16 protein-coding genes are annotated in these 18,772 nt (G+C 66.2%); 12 read left to right on the top strand and 4 right to left on the bottom strand.

The features are described from left to right. Positions 1–89 precede the first annotated feature (89 nt). Entirely contained in the window at positions 90–341 is a 252-nt protein-coding gene (locus ABIB26_RS09645; protein WP_354241889.1) for a DUF2630 family protein, read from the top strand. Here ABIB26_RS09645 and ABIB26_RS09640 read toward each other — a convergent pair. Then, complete coding sequence (locus ABIB26_RS09640) at positions 329–1,393, bottom strand: LLM class flavin-dependent oxidoreductase (RefSeq protein ID WP_354241887.1); 1,065 nt, start codon at positions 1,391–1,393, stop codon at positions 329–331. The two genes, ABIB26_RS09645 and ABIB26_RS09640, sit on opposite strands and share 13 nt — an antisense overlap. A 167-nt stretch (positions 1,394–1,560) precedes the next feature. Between ABIB26_RS09640 and ABIB26_RS09635 the strand changes: the two genes are divergently transcribed. The 5 genes from ABIB26_RS09635 (at position 1,561) to ABIB26_RS09615 (ending at position 7,284) form a co-directional block, all read left to right on the top strand. Continuing rightward, on the top strand, positions 1,561–1,878 hold the full coding sequence (locus tag ABIB26_RS09635; RefSeq protein ID WP_354241885.1) for a DUF6221 family protein: 318 nt from the start codon (positions 1,561–1,563) through the stop codon (positions 1,876–1,878). Positions 1,879–2,018: 140 nt separating this feature from the next. Continuing rightward, positions 2,019–2,243 (top strand): hypothetical protein, encoded by a 225-nt coding sequence (locus tag ABIB26_RS09630; protein ID WP_354241882.1) that lies wholly within the window; start codon positions 2,019–2,021, stop codon positions 2,241–2,243. A 307-nt stretch (positions 2,244–2,550) separates the two neighbouring features. Further along, a complete protein-coding gene (locus tag ABIB26_RS09625; protein ID WP_354241880.1) occupies positions 2,551–3,855 on the top strand; it encodes a S8 family peptidase in 1,305 nt (434 codons plus the stop codon). A 197-nt stretch (positions 3,856–4,052) separates the two neighbouring features. Beyond that, positions 4,053–5,363: an ammonium transporter gene (locus tag ABIB26_RS09620; protein WP_354241877.1), complete on the top strand. Its 1,311-nt coding sequence runs from the start codon at positions 4,053–4,055 to the stop codon at positions 5,361–5,363. A gap of 46 nt (positions 5,364–5,409) precedes the next feature. Next, a complete protein-coding gene (locus ABIB26_RS09615; RefSeq protein WP_354241875.1) occupies positions 5,410–7,284 on the top strand; it encodes a Na+/H+ antiporter in 1,875 nt (624 codons plus the stop codon). Positions 7,285–7,347: 63 nt separating this feature from the next. On the opposite strand, the gene ABIB26_RS09610 is transcribed toward ABIB26_RS09615, so the two are convergent. Further along, positions 7,348–8,037 carry a GntR family transcriptional regulator gene (locus ABIB26_RS09610; RefSeq protein WP_354241872.1) on the bottom strand — a complete coding sequence of 230 codons (690 nt, stop codon included), beginning with the start codon at positions 8,035–8,037 and terminating at the stop codon, positions 7,348–7,350. A gap of 303 nt (positions 8,038–8,340) precedes the next feature. On the opposite strand from ABIB26_RS09610, the gene ABIB26_RS09605 reads away from it, so the two are divergent. Genes ABIB26_RS09605 through ABIB26_RS09580 form a run of 6 tightly spaced genes read left to right on the top strand, consistent with a single transcriptional unit; the run spans position 8,341 to position 15,613 of the window. Then, on the top strand, positions 8,341–9,411 hold the full coding sequence (locus tag ABIB26_RS09605; protein WP_354241869.1) for an ABC transporter permease: 1,071 nt from the start codon (positions 8,341–8,343) through the stop codon (positions 9,409–9,411). A gap of 37 nt (positions 9,412–9,448) precedes the next feature. Beyond that, the gene (locus tag ABIB26_RS09600; RefSeq protein ID WP_354241867.1) at positions 9,449–11,173 is read left to right on the top strand and encodes an ABC transporter substrate-binding protein; all 1,725 of its coding nucleotides are present in this window, start codon (positions 9,449–9,451) and stop codon (positions 11,171–11,173) included. Positions 11,174–11,233: 60 nt separating this feature from the next. Beyond that, positions 11,234–12,235 carry an ABC transporter permease gene (locus tag ABIB26_RS09595; protein WP_354241864.1) on the top strand — a complete coding sequence of 334 codons (1,002 nt, stop codon included), beginning with the start codon at positions 11,234–11,236 and terminating at the stop codon, positions 12,233–12,235. Continuing rightward, positions 12,232–13,308, top strand: coding sequence for an ABC transporter ATP-binding protein (locus ABIB26_RS09590; protein ID WP_354241861.1), 1,077 nt, complete (start codon positions 12,232–12,234; stop codon positions 13,306–13,308). Before ABIB26_RS09595 ends, ABIB26_RS09590 begins: the two co-directional genes overlap by 4 nt. Before the next feature lie 8 nt (positions 13,309–13,316). Next, entirely contained in the window at positions 13,317–14,348 is a 1,032-nt protein-coding gene (locus tag ABIB26_RS09585; RefSeq protein WP_354241858.1) for an ABC transporter ATP-binding protein, read from the top strand. Between the two features lie 23 nt (positions 14,349–14,371). Then, complete coding sequence (locus ABIB26_RS09580) at positions 14,372–15,613, top strand: amidohydrolase family protein (RefSeq protein WP_354241856.1); 1,242 nt, start codon at positions 14,372–14,374, stop codon at positions 15,611–15,613. A 74-nt stretch (positions 15,614–15,687) separates the two neighbouring features. Here the strand turns inward: ABIB26_RS09580 and ABIB26_RS09575 are convergent, their stop codons facing one another. Both ABIB26_RS09575 and ABIB26_RS09570 read right to left on the bottom strand, forming a co-directional pair. Continuing rightward, a complete protein-coding gene (locus ABIB26_RS09575) occupies positions 15,688–16,989 on the bottom strand; it encodes an MFS transporter (RefSeq protein WP_502913647.1) in 1,302 nt (433 codons plus the stop codon). Between the two features lie 226 nt (positions 16,990–17,215). Beyond that, positions 17,216–18,589 carry a DUF3100 domain-containing protein gene (locus ABIB26_RS09570; RefSeq protein WP_354241851.1) on the bottom strand — a complete coding sequence of 458 codons (1,374 nt, stop codon included), beginning with the start codon at positions 18,587–18,589 and terminating at the stop codon, positions 17,216–17,218. Positions 18,590–18,772 lie beyond the last annotated feature (183 nt).

Here is an 18,772-nt window from a genome sequence, read left to right as displayed (position 1 = left end):
GCTGATGATGGAACAAGGCCGGTGCTCTGGCCACCACACTTCCGCCTCACTACGCTGGCGGAAGAACGCTACGCAGAAAGAAGGCCGTCATGGACGAACAGCACATCCTGCAACGAATCTCAGCCTTGGTAGAGGAAGAACAGGCTCTTCGCGAAAAGGCACCCTCCGCCTCCCCCGACTACGAGCACGGCCCCGATCACGCACGGCTCAAGAGTCTTCAGGAGGATCTGGACCAGTGCTGGGACCTCCTCCGGCAGCGGCGGGCGAAACGTCAGTATGGCGAGAACCCCGACGAGGCGGAACCCCGCCCCGTCGAGCAGGTGGAAAACTACGAGTCCTGACCGTCCGCGCCAGCGATCTCCCGGTTCACGGCGGGCATGATCTCGGTGGCGAGCAGTTCGATGGACCGCGCGGTCTCGGCGAAGGGCAGGCCGCCCAGCCCGATTTGGGCCAGGTAGCGGCTGTTGCCGAGGGTCTGGTGGATTTCCAGCAGCTTTTCGATGACCTGCTGCGGGCTTCCCACCAGCAGTCCGCCACCGGGCTCGGTCCAGTCGTCAAAGGTGGAGCGGGGGAAATGGTCAATCGGGCGCGGCATGTTCTGCTCGAAGTAGGCCCGGTAGTAGGGGTAAAAGGTGTCGCGCGCCTGCTGTGAGGTGGGGGCGGCGTAGAAGTGCCCGCCGGCGCCCACCTGCAGCCCGGCAGGGTCATGGCCGGCGTCGGCGGCGGCCTGGTGGTAGAGCTCCACGAGCCGGCGGAAGCGTGCGGGGCCGGACAGCAGGGCAATGAACAACGGCAAGCCCAGCCGGCCGGCGCGGGCGAAGCTCGCCGGCGTGCCGCCGACTCCAACCCAGACCGGGAGCTTGTCCTGCGCCGGGCGGGGTGCGATGTCCATCCCGGGGATGCTCTGCGTGAGCGTGCCCTGCCACTCCAGCGCGGCATTGTCCCGCAGTTCCAGCAGCAGGCAGAGCTTCTCATCAAAGAGGGCGTCATAGTCCTCCAGTTGGTGGCCGAACAGCGGGTACGACTCCACGAAGGCGCCCCGGCCGGCGATGATCTCGGCCCGCCCGTCCGAGATCAGGTCCAAGGTGGCGAATTGCTCGAAGAGGCGAACCGGGTCCTGGGTCGAGAGCACGGTGACGGCGGTACCCAGCCGCAGCTTCGTGGTCTCCCGGGCGATCGCGGCGAGGACGATTTCGGGAGCCGAGAGGGCGAAGTCCCGCCGGTGGTGCTCGCCCAGGCCCAGGAAGCTGAGTCCGGCCTGGTCGGCGAGCTTGGCCAGCTCGATGATGTCCTTCAGCCGCTGGTGCGGGGACAGCGCCCTGCCGATGCTGATGCTGCGGGAAAGCTCGCCAAAGGTAAAGATGCCAAAGTCCATATTTAGTTGAACTTTCAAGTTGCGGATTTCATTCCATCCCGCCAGAAGCTCTCGATCACGTTGGCCGCCGTCGTCATCGTGGCAGTAGGCCCGCGCGGGGCCCGCGAGGCCCGCGCGCGAGACCTTCCATCGGGACCGGGCTCCAGAGATATCCGCGGAACAGGGCAGACGCGTACCCTCATTTTGTGGACGTTGTCGAATTCCTGTCCCAGCGCATCGCAGAAGACGAGGCTGCGGCGCGGAATCTGCTTAATGACAGGTCCGTCTCCGAGTCGGGCAAATGGTACGAACGCCGCGTCCTGCTCGAATGCGAAGCCAAGAAACGGCTGATCGGCATCGTGGAATCCGCCCGCCAGGCCGCCCTGGCGGCGATGGTCCGCCACCCCGAGGGCGACACGCCGTGGATCCCGGAAGCCATCGAATGGACCACACTTTCCCTCAACGCCCTGGCGCTGCCGTACGTTGATCATCCGGACTTCGAGCGGCGCTGGCTGGGAACGTGATGTGGGGCCGCAGGACGTGACGGTGCCCGGGATCTAACGGCTGCGTAATCCGTACGCCCGTGTGACACTGGAGCATCGGACTCAACCGAGACTGTCTAACCTCATGCAACGCAGCAGCCACTCCAAGGAGTCACGCAGACATGAATGGTCAAGAAAAAAACGCATTCGACAGCCCCCGCACACATCGGCAGGGTGAAGCCCGGCCCGACCTCAGCAGTCCCCATGTCCGCGAGGACATAGCCCTGGCTGGCCGCTGCGCCAACGTCCACCTCCCCACCGGCCGCACCTGCACGGAACCGGAGCGTCACCGCGGCTCCTGCCGGTTCGTCGGGCCTGAAGACGCGGAGCACGCCGCCGCCCAGTAGCCGCGCCCTCGATCCGCGCCCCTCTTTGCCGGTCCCAAAGCTGTCCAAGGTTTTGCCGGTCCCAAAGCTGTCCAAGGTTTTCCAAAGGGCCTACCATCGGAGGGGGGCACTCGATAGCGAAGACGCTCAATGGGAGGCCACGATGTACAGCCGAATCCGCAGTCATTTTGCCCGAACGCAAGCATCATCGGCTGCGGCGTGGCCGCGGCGGCGCTGGGGTACCGCTTATCCACCGACGCATGGCGCGTGGTACCGGCGGATGCTTGGGGCTTTTGCAGCGATGGCGTTGGCTACCGGTGGCGGGATTGTGGCGGCTGCCCCATCGCTCGGCGCCGAGGCGGCGGAAAGCTACATTGTGGTCCTCAAGGACAGCGTGCCGGACGCGGCTGCGGTTGCGGCCGCACAAGAGAGCAAATTCGGTTTCGCCGGCGCCAGGGTCTACAGCTACGCGGTGAATGGGTACGCGGGCACGATGACGGCGTCCGAGGCGCAGGCCGTCGCGGCCGAACCCGACGTCGAGTTCGTCTCGCTGGGCCGGCACTTTGACAAGCCTCGCGACCCGGAACCGCCGAACACCCAGGTCGCGCCGTTCTGGTGGCTGCGCATGGGCGGGAACGTGGACAAGGCCCGGGACCACGCCGTCGGGGATGACGGCCGTAACGGTTCAGTCGACGTGAATGTGGCGGTCATCGACAGCGGGATCGACGGCACCCACCCGGACCTCAACGTGCGGGGCGGCATTGACTGCTCCTCGGGGACTCCGGTCAAGGTGGTGACCCCCATTGATGTCATGGGCCACGGGACTGCCGTGGCGGGCGTCATCGGCGCCCGGAACAACAACATCGGGATCATCGGCACGGCTCCCGGCACACCGCTGTGGTCCGTCCGGGTGGTCAACGACGCCCACGAAATCACCGAAGAGAGCCTGATCTGCGCCATCGACTGGGTGACTTCGACGCGCAAGGACAAGAACCCCAGCAACGACATCGAGGTGGCCAATATCAGCATCGGCGGCCCGGGCAGCGACACTCCTAACTGCGGGCGCGGCACGGATCCGATGCATTACGCGATCTGCCGCTCGGTCAAGGCCGGAGTCGCATATGCCGTCGCGGCCGGAAACGAGAGTGCCGACATCGCCGGAACCGTACCGGCTGCCTATCAGGAGGTGCTCACAGCGACCGCCATCGCGGACTTCGACGGACGTCCCGGCGGACTGGCTGCGCCGGTCTGTGGGACGGAAAAGTGGGCCGCCATCGGACAACTGGACGACCATCCAGCGGTCTTCTCCAACTTCGCCACACATTCCCAGGACAAGCGCCACACCGTCGCCGCCCCCGGCGTCTGCATGCTGTCGACAGCTCCGCTGGCGACAACGCCCGGCTACAGCGTGAACGCCGGAACGAGCTTCGCAAGCCCCGCTGTGGCAGGCTCGGTGGCCCTGTGCATCAGCAAGAAGGTCTGCCATGGCTCAGGCAAGAATGTCATGGAGGAGTTCCTGGACCGGGCCGCGGCCTTCAACAAGAAGGACCACGACCATGGCTTCGAGGATGACCCGCTCCACCCTGCCGACACGAAGTACTACGGCTACCTGACCCAGCTCACCATGTTCTGACCTCACCCCGCACTGAGCACCTGTTAACGTCCCTGAAACACGGCCGTCGCGTGATTGTCACGCCGGCACAATTCCCGTAACTTCCCTGCAACGTGCCGCCCCACTCCCGGAAACACGAATCCGGGAGCATTGAACCCGGACTGGGGGCCGGCGGCGATGCGCACCGGTACGGCGAATTGTGGAGAAGGGACGCGCCGGTGGAACTCACTGCGGGAAATGTCTGGGTGATGGTATCGGCAGGGCTCGTCTTGCTGATGACCCCGGCACTCGGCCTCTTTTACGGCGGCATGACCAGGGCGAAAGCCTCCCTGAACATGATCATGATGAGTTTCGTCTCCGCGGGGATCGTCGGTGTGGTCTGGGTCCTGTGGGGCTACTCCATGACGGGCGGGCGCGGCGTTCTGGGCCTCTTCGGTGATCCGTTCGCCAGCTTCGGCCTGCAGAACCTCCCCGGCTCCGCTGAACTGATCAGGGCCGGCTACGGCGCCACGTTCGCCATCATCACCGTGGCCCTGATCAGCGGCGCCATCGCCGACCGCGCCAAGTTCACCTCGTGGGCCCTCTTCGTGCCCATCTGGGTCACCCTGGTGTACTGCCCGCTCGCCTTCATGGTCTGGGGCGGCGGCCTGATGAGCCAGCAGGGGGCCGTCAGCTCCGTCTTCGGGCAAGTGATCGATTTCGCCGGGGGAACTGTGGTCGAAATCAGCTCCGGCACCGCCGCGCTGGTCCTGGTCCTGATCCTGGGCAACCGCCACGGCTTCGGCAAGGACCCCGCCCACCGCCCGCACAACATTCCCTTCATCATGCTGGGAGCCGGCATCCTGTGGTTCGGCTGGTTCGGCTTCAATGCCGGCGCCGCGACGACGGCGGCGCAGGCCGGCCTGATCTGGGTCAACACCCTGGCGGCCCCGGCCGCGGCCATGCTCAGCTGGCTGGCCACGGAAAAGGTCCGCCACGGGCACCCCACCTCACTCGGTGCCGCGTCCGGCGTGGTCGCCGGCCTGGTGGCGATCACCCCCTCCTGCGCCAATGTCAGCCCGGTCGCCGCCATCGGCCTGGGCCTGCTGGCGGGTGCCGCCTGCGCCGTGTTTGTCGACTTGAAATTCAAGCTCGGTTTCGATGACTCGCTCGACGTCGTCGGCGTCCACCTCGGCGGCGGGCTGGTCGGCACGCTGGCGCTGGGCTTCATCGCCCTGCCCGTCGACGGCGCCGGGGGCGGCCTGTTTTACGGCGGCGGGATCCAGCAACTGATCGCCCAGCTGGCCGCCGTCGTCCTCACCGTAGGGCTGTCCGGGTTTGCAACGGCGGTGATCGGGTTTGCCATCCACAAGACCATCGGCTTCCGGGTGAGCGGCGAAGCAGAAGTTTCCGGCGTGGACCGCTCCGAACACGCGGAGAGCGCCTACGAATTCGCCGACCTGGGCCAGAGCCGCTTCAACCCCTTCGGCCACCACGTCCGGGCCCGGCAGGTCCAGGCCCGGCATGAGAAGGAAGACAGCCTCGTTTAGGGAACCCGTCCGGGGAGCCCTTCCCCGAACCTGACAGAATGGCCCAATGGACGTCGCCCTCGGACTGCTGGTTCTCGTGGCGGTGGTGTGTGCCGGCAGCGCGCTGGGCAGGAAGCTCAACGTCTCCGTCCCGCTGCTGCTGGTGCTGGCCGGCGTTGCGGGTTCCTTCCTGCCGTTCGTCCCGCGGATCGAGCTGAATCCCGAACTGGTCCTGGTGGGGCTCCTGCCGCCGCTGCTCTATGCCGCCGCGCTGCGGACCTCGCTGTTCGACTTCCGCTCCAACCGCCGCGCCATCGGCCTGCTCTCGGTGGGCTACGTCATTTTCGGCACCATCACCGTGGGCCTGGTGGTGTGGTGGCTGTTTCCGGAGATCCCGCTGGCCGCCGCCATCGCCCTCGGCGCCGTGGTGGCGCCGCCGGACGCCGTGGCCGCGACTGCGATCGCCCGCAAGGTCGGCATGCCGCGCAGGATTGTCAGCATCCTCGAAGGCGAGTCGCTGGTCAACGACGCCACCGCCCTCGTCTGCCTGCGCGCTGCCATCGCCGCTCTGGCCGGATCGGTCTCCGTGGCCCAGATCGCCGGTGATTTCCTGATTGCGGCCGGCGGCGGACTCGTGGTGGGCCTGGCCGCGGCCTACGTCCTGACGGAGTTCCGCAAGCGGATCCGCAACGTCGCGATCAATACCACGACGTCGCTGATGGCGCCCTTCCTCGCGTACCTGCCGGCCGAAGCGATCCACGCCTCGGGGGTCCTCGCTGTGGTCGTCACCGGCCTGGTGATGGGCACGAAGGCGCCGTCCATGCCCAACGGCGCCGCTCGCCTGAGCCAGCGCAGCAACTGGAACACGGTGCAGTTCCTGCTGGAGAACTCCGTCTTTCTGCTGATCGGCCTGCAGGTCCGGACCATCATTGAAGGCGTCCAGGATGACTCGCTGGGGGCAGCCCGGATCTGGACCGGCTGCGCCGTGATCCTGCTTGCGGTGCTGGTACTCCGGCCGGTCTGGGTGTTCCCCGCGACCTATCTCCCCCGGCTGATCCCCGCCGTGCGCCGGAATGACCCCGCCCCGCCGTGGCCGTTCGCGGCAATCGTGTCCTGGGCCGGGATGCGCGGGGTGGTGACCCTGGCCGCGGTACTGGTGCTGCCCTCGGACCTGGAACACCGGACGGTGCTGATCCTGGCCGCCATGGTGGTGGTCGGCGGCACCCTGGCGCTCCAGGGCTTCACCCTCCCGGCCATGGTCCGGCTGCTGCGGGTGCAGGGCCCCGACCAGCGCGAAGACGCCCTGAACCAGGCCTCCCTGATGCAACTGGCTACCGCCGCCGGTGTGGAGCGCCTGCAGGAACTCCGCACTGACAGCGATCCGCCGGAGGTCATGGCCATGCTGAAACGGCGCACGCAGGAACGCGGCCTGGCGGCCTGGGAACGGCTCGGCCGGCCGTCGGCGGAAGCGGCCACTCCGAGCCAGCGCTACGCCCAGCTGCGCCTTGCCATGCTGGATGCGGAGCGGGCCAAGGTACTGGAGCTGCGGCGCGGGGGCGAGTACGCCCACGAGATCCTCAGCGCCGTCCTCGACCAGCTGGACGTTGAGGAATCAATGCTCGACGTGGCGCTGGACGAGCTGGACACATCCGGCGAGGGAGGCGGGGAAGGCATCGCCAGACCGGGCGGGATCTGCGGGCACCTGGAGTCCGCCACGTCCCCGGACGTGCCCGGCGGCGCTTATTGCGCGGACTGCGTCCGGGAAGGCACGACGACGGTCCACCTCAGGATGTGCCTGGCCTGCGGCAACGTGGGGTGCTGTGATTCCTCACCCGGAACGCACGCCTCCAGGCACTTCGACGCCACGGGCCACCCGGTGATGCGGAGCATTGAACCGGGCGAAGACTGGCGCTGGTGCTATCAGGACGATCTGCTGGGGTGACGGGCCTCCAGTGACCCGGAAGGGTCGGTCGGTGCCGTGAATGTGGCTACGAGTCGCCGATCCTCAAGGGGCTAGCGTTTGGGCGAGCCCGGCAAGTACCGGCTCACGGCCCAACTCGATATGTGAGTAGGCCAGCGAATAGGCCAGGTCCGGACGGCCCTTGAGGATAGCGTCGCAGAGCTCCACATGTTCGTCGCGTTGGAGTTCATTGCTGCGGTTGTGAGCCAGCCCGAAGATCCAGCGCATTCGGCCGAAGAGTGGCTTGACCGATTCGACCAGCAGACGGTTGCCTGAAAGCCGGACTATCTCGGCGTGGAATTCCGCACTGAGGCTCGCGACGTCCGCCGTCCGGCCGCTGTCGATGGCGAGCCGTGTTTCGTCCACCAGTTCCTGCAGGCGCATGCCGTTTTCGCCCCCCGCAACCCGGACTGCCGCCATCCGGGCAGCGAAAGTTTCAAGGCAGAGCCGGACGTCAAAGAGTTCGTTGACGTCTGTGAGCGTTAGCCGCCTGACCGCCGCGCCCCTGCGGGGGAAGGTCTCAACGAAACCGTCCTGTTCGAGGCGCTGGATGGCCTCCCGTACGGGAATTCTTGACACGTTATGGAGTTCCGATAGTTCCCGTTCGCGCAGCCGCGTGCCCTGCTCATATTTGCCGGCGACAATGCCCTCAAGGACCAACTGATACACGTTTTCAGCCCGGACCTCGTCGTCCCGACCGTTCAGCGCATCCCCCTTCGGTTCAACCACACTCACACCGCCATTCATCACTCACCCCGTGGCCCTGGCGGACGCGCCGCCCGGCGTTCCACCTGAGCATACACGTGCCCGACTGTCGGTTCCGGGCACCTTCAATGCCTCCCGCGCAGCCGGCCCCCAGTGCCCTGCCGAAGGGAAGGGCAGGCTGGCCACTTCGCAGTGGAACCCAGGCCAACAACTTTCTCTGGTATTCCAGGTCTCACCAATTTGTGATTTACATCGCACAAATGGTGCTCTAATCTTTGCTTGGTATACAAAACGATGGAGCTTGCTCCTTGGACCCTGAATCGAGCGTTCCCGATGACCCAGCTTCAGTCCGGTGCCGAACCAACTGCTGCGAGTCCGTTCCCGGCCGACCGCGACGACGGCGCGAGCCGTCCCTTGTCCCCCGGTGCCCAAACCACCCTCAGTGCTGTCCCCGCCGACGCACGGTCGCTGCTGGCCACGGCGTGGCTAAGGATCCGCAGGAGCAAGATCGCCCTGCTCAGTCTCTGTGTCGTGGTGGCAATCATGCTCTTTGCCGTCCTCGCGCCTTTCCTCAGTGCCTGGTCCGGAAATGATCCCTTCACCTCCAACACCAGCCCCGAAGTGCTTGATGACTTCGAAACCCCGGGCCTGCCACTTCCCGGCTACATGTACCCCTCTGGGCAGCACTGGCTGGGGGTAGAACCCGGGCTCGGGCGGGATCTGTTCGCCCGGCTTGCCTTTGGTGGTCAGGTTTCCCTCACCATCGCCCTCCTGTCAACCGCCGTCTCGGTTGTCCTTGGCACTGTGCTCGGCGCGGCGGCCGGCTACTTCGGAGGCAAGACGGACGCGATCATCAGCCGCATCATGGATCTTTTCCTCGCCTTCCCGCACCTCTTGCTGGTGCTCTCACTGACGCCCATCCTTCAGTCCCGGCTGCGCGGCACCGCCCTGGGCCAGGGCAGCTTCCTGCCCATGGCCTCGCTGGTAATCATCCTGGGGTTCTTCGGCTGGGCGTATCTTGCCCGGATCGTCCGGGGCCAGGTCCTCAGCCTCCGGGAGCGTGAATTTGTTGAGGCCGCCCGCTCGTTCGGTGCCTCGCACCTCAGCGTGCTGTTTCGGCAGATCATCCCCAATGTGATGGGCGTCGTGCTGGTTTACGCCACCATGCTCATCCCCACCAACATCTCCGCGGAGGCCGCACTGTCCTTCCTCGGCGTCGGCGTCAGGGACCCGACGCCGTCGTGGGGCCAGATGCTCAACGCCGCCCAGTCCGGCAACTGGTACCTCAGCGATCCATGGTTCCTGGCCGTCCCCGGCGCCATGCTGATCGTCACTGTCCTGGCGTTCAACCTGCTCGGAGACGCCGTTCGTGATGCCTTGGACCCCAAGGCATCACGCCACTAGCACCCATCACCATCACCCACCCCGTATGAGGAGAACCATGAAATACCCATCCAGAGTGCTGGCACTTGCTGTGCTGATCTCCATGGCCGCCACCGGCTGTGCCGCGTCCCAGGGCCAGCCGGGCACCACCAAAACCAGCGGCGCAGCGACGGAGCTGGCCGCGGCGGTGGTGAAGCCCGGCTTCACCACGAAGGGCGGCAACATCAATGTCCTGATGTCCTCCGACTTCCAGACGCTTGACCCTGGAAACAGCAACTACGTCCAGACGGCCAATGTCGGACAGTTGTACTATCGGACGCTCACCATGGCCAAGGAAACCGCGGGCCAGCCGCCCACCATCGTCCCTGACCTCGCCACGGACACTGGGAAAGTTTCCGCCGACGGCCTCACCTGGACATTCACGCTCAGGGACGGCGTCAAGTTCGAGGACGGCCGGCCGATCACATCGGCGGACGTCAAATACGGCATCGAACGCACCTTCGCCCAGGACGTGTACACGCAGGCGCCCCAGGAGCTGAATTCCGCGCTCGACGCCGGCGGCTACAAAGGGCCCTACAAGGATCCGGCCGCAGTGCTCCAGGCAGTCGAGACCCCGGACCAGCGCACTGTTGTGTTCCACCTGAAGAAGCCGTTCGCTGAATTTCCGGCGCTGGCCTCACGGTCCAACACCGCTCCTGTGCCCCAGGACAAGGACACCAAGCTGGACTACACGAACCACCCTGTCTCGTCCGGCCCTTACATGGTGGAATCGTACAACCGCGGCAAGTCGCTCAAGCTCGTCCGCAACCCGCATTGGGATCCCGCGGCGGACCCCAACCGCCCGGCGCTCCCGGACACCTTCAGCTTCTCGCTGTCCACATCTCAGGCCACCATCAGCCAGCAGCTGCTGGCCAACGCAGACACCAACGCCATCACCCTGGACTCGAACGGTGCCTTGCAGACCTCTGATTCGGCCAAGCTGGCCGATGCCCAGGTCAAGGACCGGGTCGCCTCGGGGCTGCTGGGCTGCAACGACGTGCTGAGCCTGAACACGCAGAAGATCCCGGACCCGGATGTCCGCAAGGCAATTGCGCTTGCCCTGGACCGCCAGTCGATCCTGGTCCAGTACGGAGGACGCCGGTTCGGCGAGCTCACCCAGACGCCGCTGAACGACAAGATGCGCGGGTACGTGGCCCAGGAGTTGGAGATCGATCCCAGCGGCAAGCCCAAGCTGGACGAAGCCAAGAAACTCCTCGAAGGCAAGACGTACCCCAAATCCCTCACCTTCGGCTACGCCAACAACCGGGACGCCTACAAGAACACGGGCACGGTGGTCCAGGAAAATCTCAAGGCCCTGGGCATCGACGTACAGCTGGTGCCGATTCCGGCCCCGAACTACTACTCCGTCATGGCCAGTGAGCAGCTGCCGGACATCGGACGTTCAGGCTGGTGCGGGGGCGCCGATCCCGCTTCGATCCGGACCTCAGCGGACCCCATCCTCGGCCCGAACAACGATGGCACCACTTACGGATTCTCCAACACCTCCCGCTACTTCGACCCTCAGGTATCCAAGGCCATGTTTGAGCTGCGGGACACCGCGGGGACCTCGGAGGAGCTGGGCAAGAAGTGGTCCGAGGAGTTCGGAAAGGCCCTGAAGACCTACCCAATCATTCCGCTCGTCCGCAGCCACACGAACAGCGTCGTCGGTTCCAACGTCCGCAACGCCCAGGTGGGCTACTTCTTCGGCGGCATCGACCTGTCCATCGTCGGCGTCGAGCACTAACCGGTCCTCACAGAAGGAGACGCGGGCCGCCCCGCTTCAGGCGGGCGGCCCGCAACCACAATGATCAGATTCATACTTCGCCGGACAGGCTCCCTGGTCCTGCTACTCATAGCCGTCAGCTTCATCACCTTCACACTGTTCCAGCTGGGTCCGGCGGATCCGGCCTCGGCTGCCTGCGGCCAGGAATGCACGCCGGAACGCGTCGCCGAGGCGCGCGTCGCCCTCGGCATGGACCAGCCGTTCTTCATCCAATACGCCGACTACATGCGCGGCCTGGTTTCGCCGCGCATGATCGGCGCACCCGGCGCCGAATCCGTCTGCCAGTGGCCCTGCCTCGGAAAATCGTTCCAGACGAATGAGAACGTCTCCGACATCATCAGCCGGTCCCTGCCCTACACGCTCTCGATGGCAGTCGGCGCCCTGGTACTTTGGACGGTTTCGGGCGTGGGCCTCGGCCTGCTCGCAGCCCTCAGGAAAGGCAGCGCCACCGACAAGTTCATCGTCGGCGCCGCGTCCGTGGGCGTCTCGCTGCCGATCCCGGTCACGGGCCTGTTCCTGCTGCTGGTGTTTGTCAATCAGCTCCATCTCCTGCCGTTCACCACCAATGAGATCAACAGCCCGTTCGGATCCCAGGGGCCGTGGGCATGGATGCTGAACTATCTGCTGCCGTGGATTGCCCTCGCCGTGCTGTTCAGCGCCTCCTATATCCGGGTCACCCGCACCAACATGATTGAAACATTCGGTGAGGACTTCATCCGCACGGCCCGGGCCAAGGGACTGGCCCCGCGGACCGTGACGTTCAAGCACGGCGTCCGGGCCGGAATCACCCCGATCGTGACCATGCTCGGCATGGACATCGGTCTGCTGCTTGGCGGCGCCGTCCTCACCGAACAGATCTTCTCCGTGCCCGGTCTCGGGTTCACCGCGGTCCGGGCCGCGATTTCCGGCGACCTGCCCGTCACCATGGCCATCACCATGCTGGCCGCCTTCTTCGTCATCGTCGCCAATGTCGCCGTCGACCTCGCCTATGCCGCCATCGATCCCCGAGTGAGGCTCCAATGACCCAGACCCATCCCAGCTCGGCGGCCACTTTCCCGTCCTCCGCGCCAGCCCCTGCAGCGGACGGCGGCGCGGCCGCCGCCTTCCTGGACGTCCGGAACCTGTCAGTGGGGTTCCCCACCGACGACGGCCTGGTCTCGGCCGTCAACGGCATGGATTTCACCCTTGAGCGCGGGCAGACGCTTGGCATCGTTGGCGAATCCGGATCCGGAAAATCGGTGACCAGCCAGGCACTGATGGGCCTGCTGAAAGGCACCTCGGCCCAGGTCTCCGGCCAGGCCCTGTTCCAGGGCAAGGACCTCATCACGCTGTCCGAGTCGGGGATGCGCCAGCTGCGTGGCCGGAACATCGGCATGATCTTCCAGGACCCGCTGTCGGCACTGCACCCGTTCTACACGGTCGGCCACCAAATTGCCGAGGCCTACCTCGTCCACCACCAGGCGAGCAAGAAGCAGGCCCGGGCTGCGGCCATCAATATGCTCGGCCGGGTGGGGATTCCCAGCCCCGAGCAGCGCTACGACGAGTACCCGCACCATTTCTCCGGCGGCATGCGGCAGCGGGCCATGATCGCCATGGCCCTCATCTGCGAACCGGAACTGCTCATCGCGGACGAGCCCACCACGGCCCTGGACGTGACCGTCCAGGCGCAGATCCTGGACCTCATGGCCGAACTCCAGGCGGAAACCAACTCTGCGCTGATCCTCATCACCCACGATCTGGGCGTCGTGGCCGAGGTCTGCGATTCCGTGCTTGTCATGTACGGCGGCCAGTGCGTCGAGTCCGGACCGGTGGACGAGATCTTCTACGACACCCGGCATCCGTACACCCTTGGCCTCCTCAATTCCATGCCGACGCTCGCCGGCACCTCCGGCCGCCTCAGCCCGATCCCCGGCCAGCCGCCGTCGCTGCTTGACCTGCCGTCAGGGTGCATCTTCACCTCCCGGTGCGACTACGCCGCGCTGGCCGGCGCCGACGTCTGCCGGGAGCAGCGGCCCGAGCTCCTGGTGGAGGCCGGCCACGGCAAGCGCTGCCATCTCAGCGGCCCCCAGCTCATCACTATCCGGACTTCGCGTTAGGACCCGCCATGGACAGGCAGCCAATTCTCCAGGTGGAGAACCTTCAAAAGCATTTCCCCGTCAAGGGCGGGCTCTTCTCCCGCGGCGGCGGCCGCGCAGCCAAAACAGTCAAGGCCGTCGACGGCGTCTCGTTCAGTCTCGAACGAGGCCAGACGCTCGGGCTTGTGGGTGAGTCCGGGTGCGGAAAATCCACGACGGGCCGCATGGTCGCCCGCCTGCTGGACCCCAGCTCCGGTCGGGTTGTCGTCGGCGGCGTAGATATCAGCAAACTGCGCGGGCGGGATCTGTACAGCTTCCGCCGCGAAGTGCAGATGATCTTCCAGGACCCGTTCGCGTCACTCAACCCGAGGCAGACAGTCGGTACCGCGATCGCCGCGCCGATGGTGGCGCAGAAGATCAATCCGCCCGCAGGGCTGAAGAACCGCGTCAAAGAACTCATGGAGCAGGTGGGCCTTAAACCCGAACATTACAACCGCTTTCCGCATGAGTTTTCTGGCGGCCAGCGCCAGCGGGTGGGCATCGCCAGGGCCATTTCGCTGCAACCCTCTGTGATCGTGTGCGACGAACCGGTGTCCGCCCTGGACGTCTCCGTCCAGGCGCAGGTGATCAACCTGCTCCAGGAGATCCAGCGTGACACCGGTGTCGCGTACATCTTCATCGCCCACGACCTATCCGTCGTCCGGCACATCTCCCACCAGGTGGCCGTCATGTACCTCGGCAAGATTGTCGAACAGGGCCCCCGTGAGGAACTGTTCCGCCTTCCCCTGCACCCGTACACGCAGGCGCTCCTGTCCGCGGTGCCGCTGCCCGATCCGCGCGCGGCCCGGCAACAGGTGAAGATCCGGCTCCGCGGAGATCTCCCGTCGCCGGCCAACCCACCCAGCGGTTGCGTCTTCCGCACCCGCTGCCCGCTGTTCGGCAAGCTGTCCGAGAGCCAGCAGCAGCTCTGTATCAGCGACATTCCCTCGCCGGCCGGCCCAGCCGCCCCGGCCTGCCACCACGCGGGGCTGGCAGCTGCCGCCCCCGCCGGTGTGAAATAGACCCAACACAAAGGAGCATTACATTGACTACCCTGATCCGCGCCGTCCGTCCCTGGGGACAGGCCCTGAGCGACGTCCTGCTAAAGGACGGCAAGATCGCCGGCGTCGAGCCGCATGACCCCGTTCGAACCCCGGCGGACTCGTCCGGCCCCCTGGGCGGGTCGGTAACCGTCGTCGAAGGCCGCGGCCGGCTGCTGGTCCCGTCCTTCTCCGACGTCCATGTTCATCTGGACTCGACCCGCATCGGCCTGCCGTTCCGCGAGCACACCGGCGGCCCCGGCGTCTGGACCATGATGATGAATGACCGGCAGAACTGGCGCCACGCCGAGGTCCCCCTCCAGGAACGCGTCAACCACACACTCGGCCGGATGATCGCGCGCGGCACCACCCGGGTCCGCTCCTACGCCCAGGTTGACGTGGACTGCCGGCTGGAGCGTTTCGACGCGGTCCTGGCGGCCAAGGAACAGTTCAAGGACCAGGCCGACGTCGAAATCATCGCGTTCCCGCAGGCCGGCCTCCTGCTTGAGGACGGCACCGTGCCGCTCATGGAGGAGGCCCTCAGGGCCGGCGCCAACGTCATGGGCGGCATCGATCCGTGCAGCCTGGACCGCGACCCCGCCCGGCATCTGGACCTCGTCTTTGGCCTGGCCGAGAAGTACCAGGTCCCCATCGACATCCACCTCCACGAGCCCGGCGAACTCGGCGTCTTCAGCACGGACCTCGTGCTTGAGCGCACCCGCGCCCTGGGGATGCAGGGCAAAGTCACCATGTCCCACGCCTACCAGCTGGGCAGCGTCTCCGAGGCCACCACGCACCGGCTGATCGAGGAATTCGCGGAGTTGGACGTTTCGATGGCCTCCGTGGCGCCCGCCCAGTCAGGGCAACTGCCGCTCCCGCTGCTGGCCGAGGCCGGCGTCCGGGTTGGCCTTGGGGAAGACGGCCAGCGCGACTACTGGTCCCCGTACGGCAATACGGACATGCTGGACCGCACCTGGCAGCTCGCCTTCACCCACGGTTTCCGCAGGGATGAGCTGATCGAGCACTGCCTGGCGATCGCCACCGTGGGCGGCGCCAGCGTGCTGGACCCGGCTGCCACCCGGTTGAAGGGGAGCGCGCACCGGCCGGGCCTTGAGGCCGGGGATCCCGCCGAGCTGCTGCTGGTGGACGGCGAGACGGTCGCCTCCGCAGTCATGGACCGGGGCACGGACCGCACCGTGATCCACCGCGGCCGCGTCGTGGCGGACCAACTGCAGTTGCTTCCCTAAGCCCACAACGCCAAGTGGCAAGCCCCTCCGCTCGAGGGACCTGCCACTTTTCCTTTGTGTGTCTTCTACCCGGCTCAGCTTCCGACGACGGCCGGCTGGGCGTCCGCGGCCGGTACGTCCCTTGCGTCGACGGACACCATCGGCCCCTTCGCTGCGAAGTATCCTGCCAGCGCCAGCAGCCCTGCTTCGCCGGCCAGGGCCCAGAACGTCGCCTCCCAACCGCCCGTCAGATCATGCAGCAGCGCAGCGCCCAAGGGCCCCAGCGAGGCGAGGGCAAACCCCAGGCCCTGGCTCATCGCCGAAAGCCTCCCGGCGGCCTTGGGCCCTGACGATCGGAGCACGACGAGCGCAATGGCAAGGCCGAATCCAGCGCTCTGGGCGACGCCCAGAACACCCACCAGAAGGAACTGCAGCTCAGCCGGGCCCGTCAGGACACCGAGCAACGCGGCCGCCACCAGCAGCCCCAAGCCGGGCGCCATGACCTTGAGGATCGCCGGCCGGCTCGCCAGAACCGGCGCCAGCAGGCTGGCGGGGAGGCCTGCCACGCTGTACCAGGCAAGGAGTGCGGCGGCGTCGCCGGTTGTCAGGCCTCGCGAGACGAGGTAGACCGTGAGCCACGAGGTCACGGCGAAGTACAGCATCGCCTGCAGGCCGAAGAACGCTGTCACTGCCCAGGCGGTTGCCTGCTGCCGCAGCGGCCGTGAGGCACGGGTGCGCCCCGGGGTGCCCGCGGGCAGGCCCTCAGCGGAGGAGCACGACGCGTGAGCGGAGACGTCAGTCTCCACGGGTGCCCGCGCACGGCCCCCCTGACGCAGGATGAGTGCCGCGCCCAGCAGTGCCGGAACAGCCCACACCGCAAGCGCCCCCGCCAGGTTTCCTCCCAGGACGCGTTGCAGCGGCTGAATCAGCCCGGCTCCCAATGCCGCCCCGAGACCGAAGCCCATGCTGCACAGGCCAGTCCACCAGCCCGAGCCCCGGTTGGCTTTGACGATCTGGGGCAGCAGCACGCTTGCCGTCATGATGGCCATCCCCGCAAGGAAAGTCCCGGGGAGCATGAGGGCAGGTACCAGCACACGAGCGGTCAGTGCCACGGCAAGCAACAGCATCGCAAGAGCGACGGCCTTCCTTGCGCCCAGCCGCCGGGCGAGCCACGGTCCGCATGGTGCGGAAATCCCGAAGGCAAGCACCGGAAGCGCCGCCAGGAGCGGGAGCGTCTGAGCAGCCACCCCGAGCCCTTCTTCCAGCTGGCCCATGGATCCGGCAATGGTGGTAATCGCCGGCCGAAGGTTGATGGAAACGAGGGTCAAAGCGATAAGGGTCAATGCGGCCTTGGCACCCGCTCGGATTCCGGACCGCCCCTTGGGCGCTTGGCGGATTTTTTCCACAGTCGTCTCCTGACTAATTTGGTATACCAAGGATACTCATCCTGGGGTGCGGGGTGGAATTGAGCGGGAGAATGCGGGGAACGACGCGCTTCAGACTCATTTTGGGATACCAAAGCAGTCTGAGTTTCAGGCGCGCAGAGGGGCGCCGGCGGTTTTCCGCCGTCGCCCCTCTGCGCCTCCCCGTCTACCCGGCTCGTTGGGTTCCGCGGCAGCCTCGCTAGCCGCCGAGCGCAAACTGGCCCAGTGCGGCCGCTGCAACAAAGGAGGCACTGTAGGTCAGGAGGGCGACGACGACGATCTTCCAGCTCAGGGACTTCAGCGCCTTGATGTCCCTGCCTACGGTGAGCCCGATCAGTGTCAGTGCTGGCAGCCCTATGAGGATGACGTCCAGGTGCTGGGTGAGACCCGCGATGAGCCCCGCAGTGGGCAGGAACGGCGCCGAAAGCACGGTGGTTAAGGTCAGTACCCACACGCTGGATGGCACCGAAGGCAGCAGCCGGGCGAGGCGGAAAGACAGGCCCGTCAGCAGCACAAGCACGGCCACGCCCAGCGCGTCATTCCACGTGACGCTCTTTGTCCCGACGTAGTTCATCAAAAGAGCCGATGCTCCGGTGATCGCATAGGCGAGAATCGCGGTCCGCCGGGTCACCCTGAGGGGCGGATCGACGTCCACTGCCACCGGAGGGGCAAGCTGCGTTTGGGCGGGCGCCGCCCCCGTGTTGCGGACCCTGCGGGTGGACGCGCCGTCGTCATCCCTTCCGACGAGACGGCTCCAGAACACGTAGAGGCGGCGGCACAAGGGCAGGGACAGGAACACTCCCGCATAGAAGCCCACGATGTTGGTGACAAGGTTGGACAACGCGGCCAGTGCCATGATTTCGCCGGCCTGGTCCGGGTACAGCAGGGACAGTGCCCCGACGCCTCCAAGCATCATCGATGCTGAGCCGAGGCCAAGCCCCAGGGCGAGCGCGCGCGGATCGAAGATATTCAGTCCGCCAAGGAATCCTGCCAGGAGGGAGATGAACACGGCGCCGAACAGGCTGCCGAGAAGCCACACCGAGAAGACGCCCCTGTACTCCCCGGACCGGACGCCGAACCGCTGTATGGCATAGGCGAGGAACGACTCGCGGTCGATGGACCACGTGGCTCCGACCGCCACGCGGCCCAGCCCCAGGGCCACGGCAACCGGCAGCGCCAGGATGACTGTGCCGAAGATATGACCCACTTCCTGAAGGAGGATCGCCGGGCCCAGCTCGGTGAGTTTCGCCAGGGACGGCCCGATCTGGGTGCCGAGCCTGGCGAGGAAGAGGATGATGCCAATCTCCAGGAGCAGCGTGGCAACGGCGCGGCTTGCACCGGAAACACGCCGGACTCGCTGGGTTCCGAGGATTCCACCGAGGACCACGGCCCAGATGATGGGGAAGAGGACCACCGGGGCCGGGCCAAGCTGGAATTTATGGGTGCCGATCAAGACCGCCGCCACTGAGACAAGCAAGGAAACGGCCACGACCGTCCACCAGTGACGGCGGGTGATCTGTGGTTCCTGGACCGGGCCAGGGGTTTGATCGATGAGCTGGGTTTCTGACGCCATGGGGTAACTGTCCTTGTGGGGAAGGTCTTCCGCCGGTACGAGGCGGGGGCGGGGGCGGGGTGGTGGAGGTGCATCCTGCTAGGAACCGTTTTGTATACCAAAATAGAATAGGTGAGCCGTGTCGAGATGTAAATCACTTTTTAGTTTGGCTCTTTGGAGGGTTTTTAGCCCAGCTCCCTCGAC

The sequence above is a fragment of the Arthrobacter sp. UYEF20 genome (assembly GCF_040546335.1).
GTDB lineage: Bacteria > Actinomycetota > Actinomycetes > Actinomycetales > Micrococcaceae > Arthrobacter.
Note: the sequence above shows the minus strand (reverse complement) of the source record. Positions and strands in the feature narration are given on the sequence as shown.

Excerpts from the sequence above, each read along its gene's own strand:
- ABIB26_RS09645 (WP_354241889.1), top strand. The coding sequence starts at position 90 with ATGGACGAACAGCACATCCTGCAACGAATCTCAGCCTTGGTAGAGGAA.
- ABIB26_RS09630 (WP_354241882.1), top strand. The coding sequence starts at position 2,019 with ATGAATGGTCAAGAAAAAAACGCATTCGACAGCCCCCGCACACATCGG.
- ABIB26_RS09615 (WP_354241875.1), top strand. The coding sequence starts at position 5,410 with ATGGACGTCGCCCTCGGACTGCTGGTTCTCGTGGCGGTGGTGTGTGCC.
- ABIB26_RS09605 (WP_354241869.1), top strand. The coding sequence starts at position 8,341 with ATGACCCAGCTTCAGTCCGGTGCCGAACCAACTGCTGCGAGTCCGTTC.
- ABIB26_RS09600 (WP_354241867.1), top strand. The coding sequence starts at position 9,449 with ATGAAATACCCATCCAGAGTGCTGGCACTTGCTGTGCTGATCTCCATG.
- ABIB26_RS09595 (WP_354241864.1), top strand. The coding sequence starts at position 11,234 with ATGATCAGATTCATACTTCGCCGGACAGGCTCCCTGGTCCTGCTACTC.
- ABIB26_RS09590 (WP_354241861.1), top strand. The coding sequence starts at position 12,232 with ATGACCCAGACCCATCCCAGCTCGGCGGCCACTTTCCCGTCCTCCGCG.
- ABIB26_RS09585 (WP_354241858.1), top strand. The coding sequence starts at position 13,317 with ATGGACAGGCAGCCAATTCTCCAGGTGGAGAACCTTCAAAAGCATTTC.
- ABIB26_RS09570 (WP_354241851.1), bottom strand. The coding sequence starts at position 18,589 with ATGGCGTCAGAAACCCAGCTCATCGATCAAACCCCTGGCCCGGTCCAG.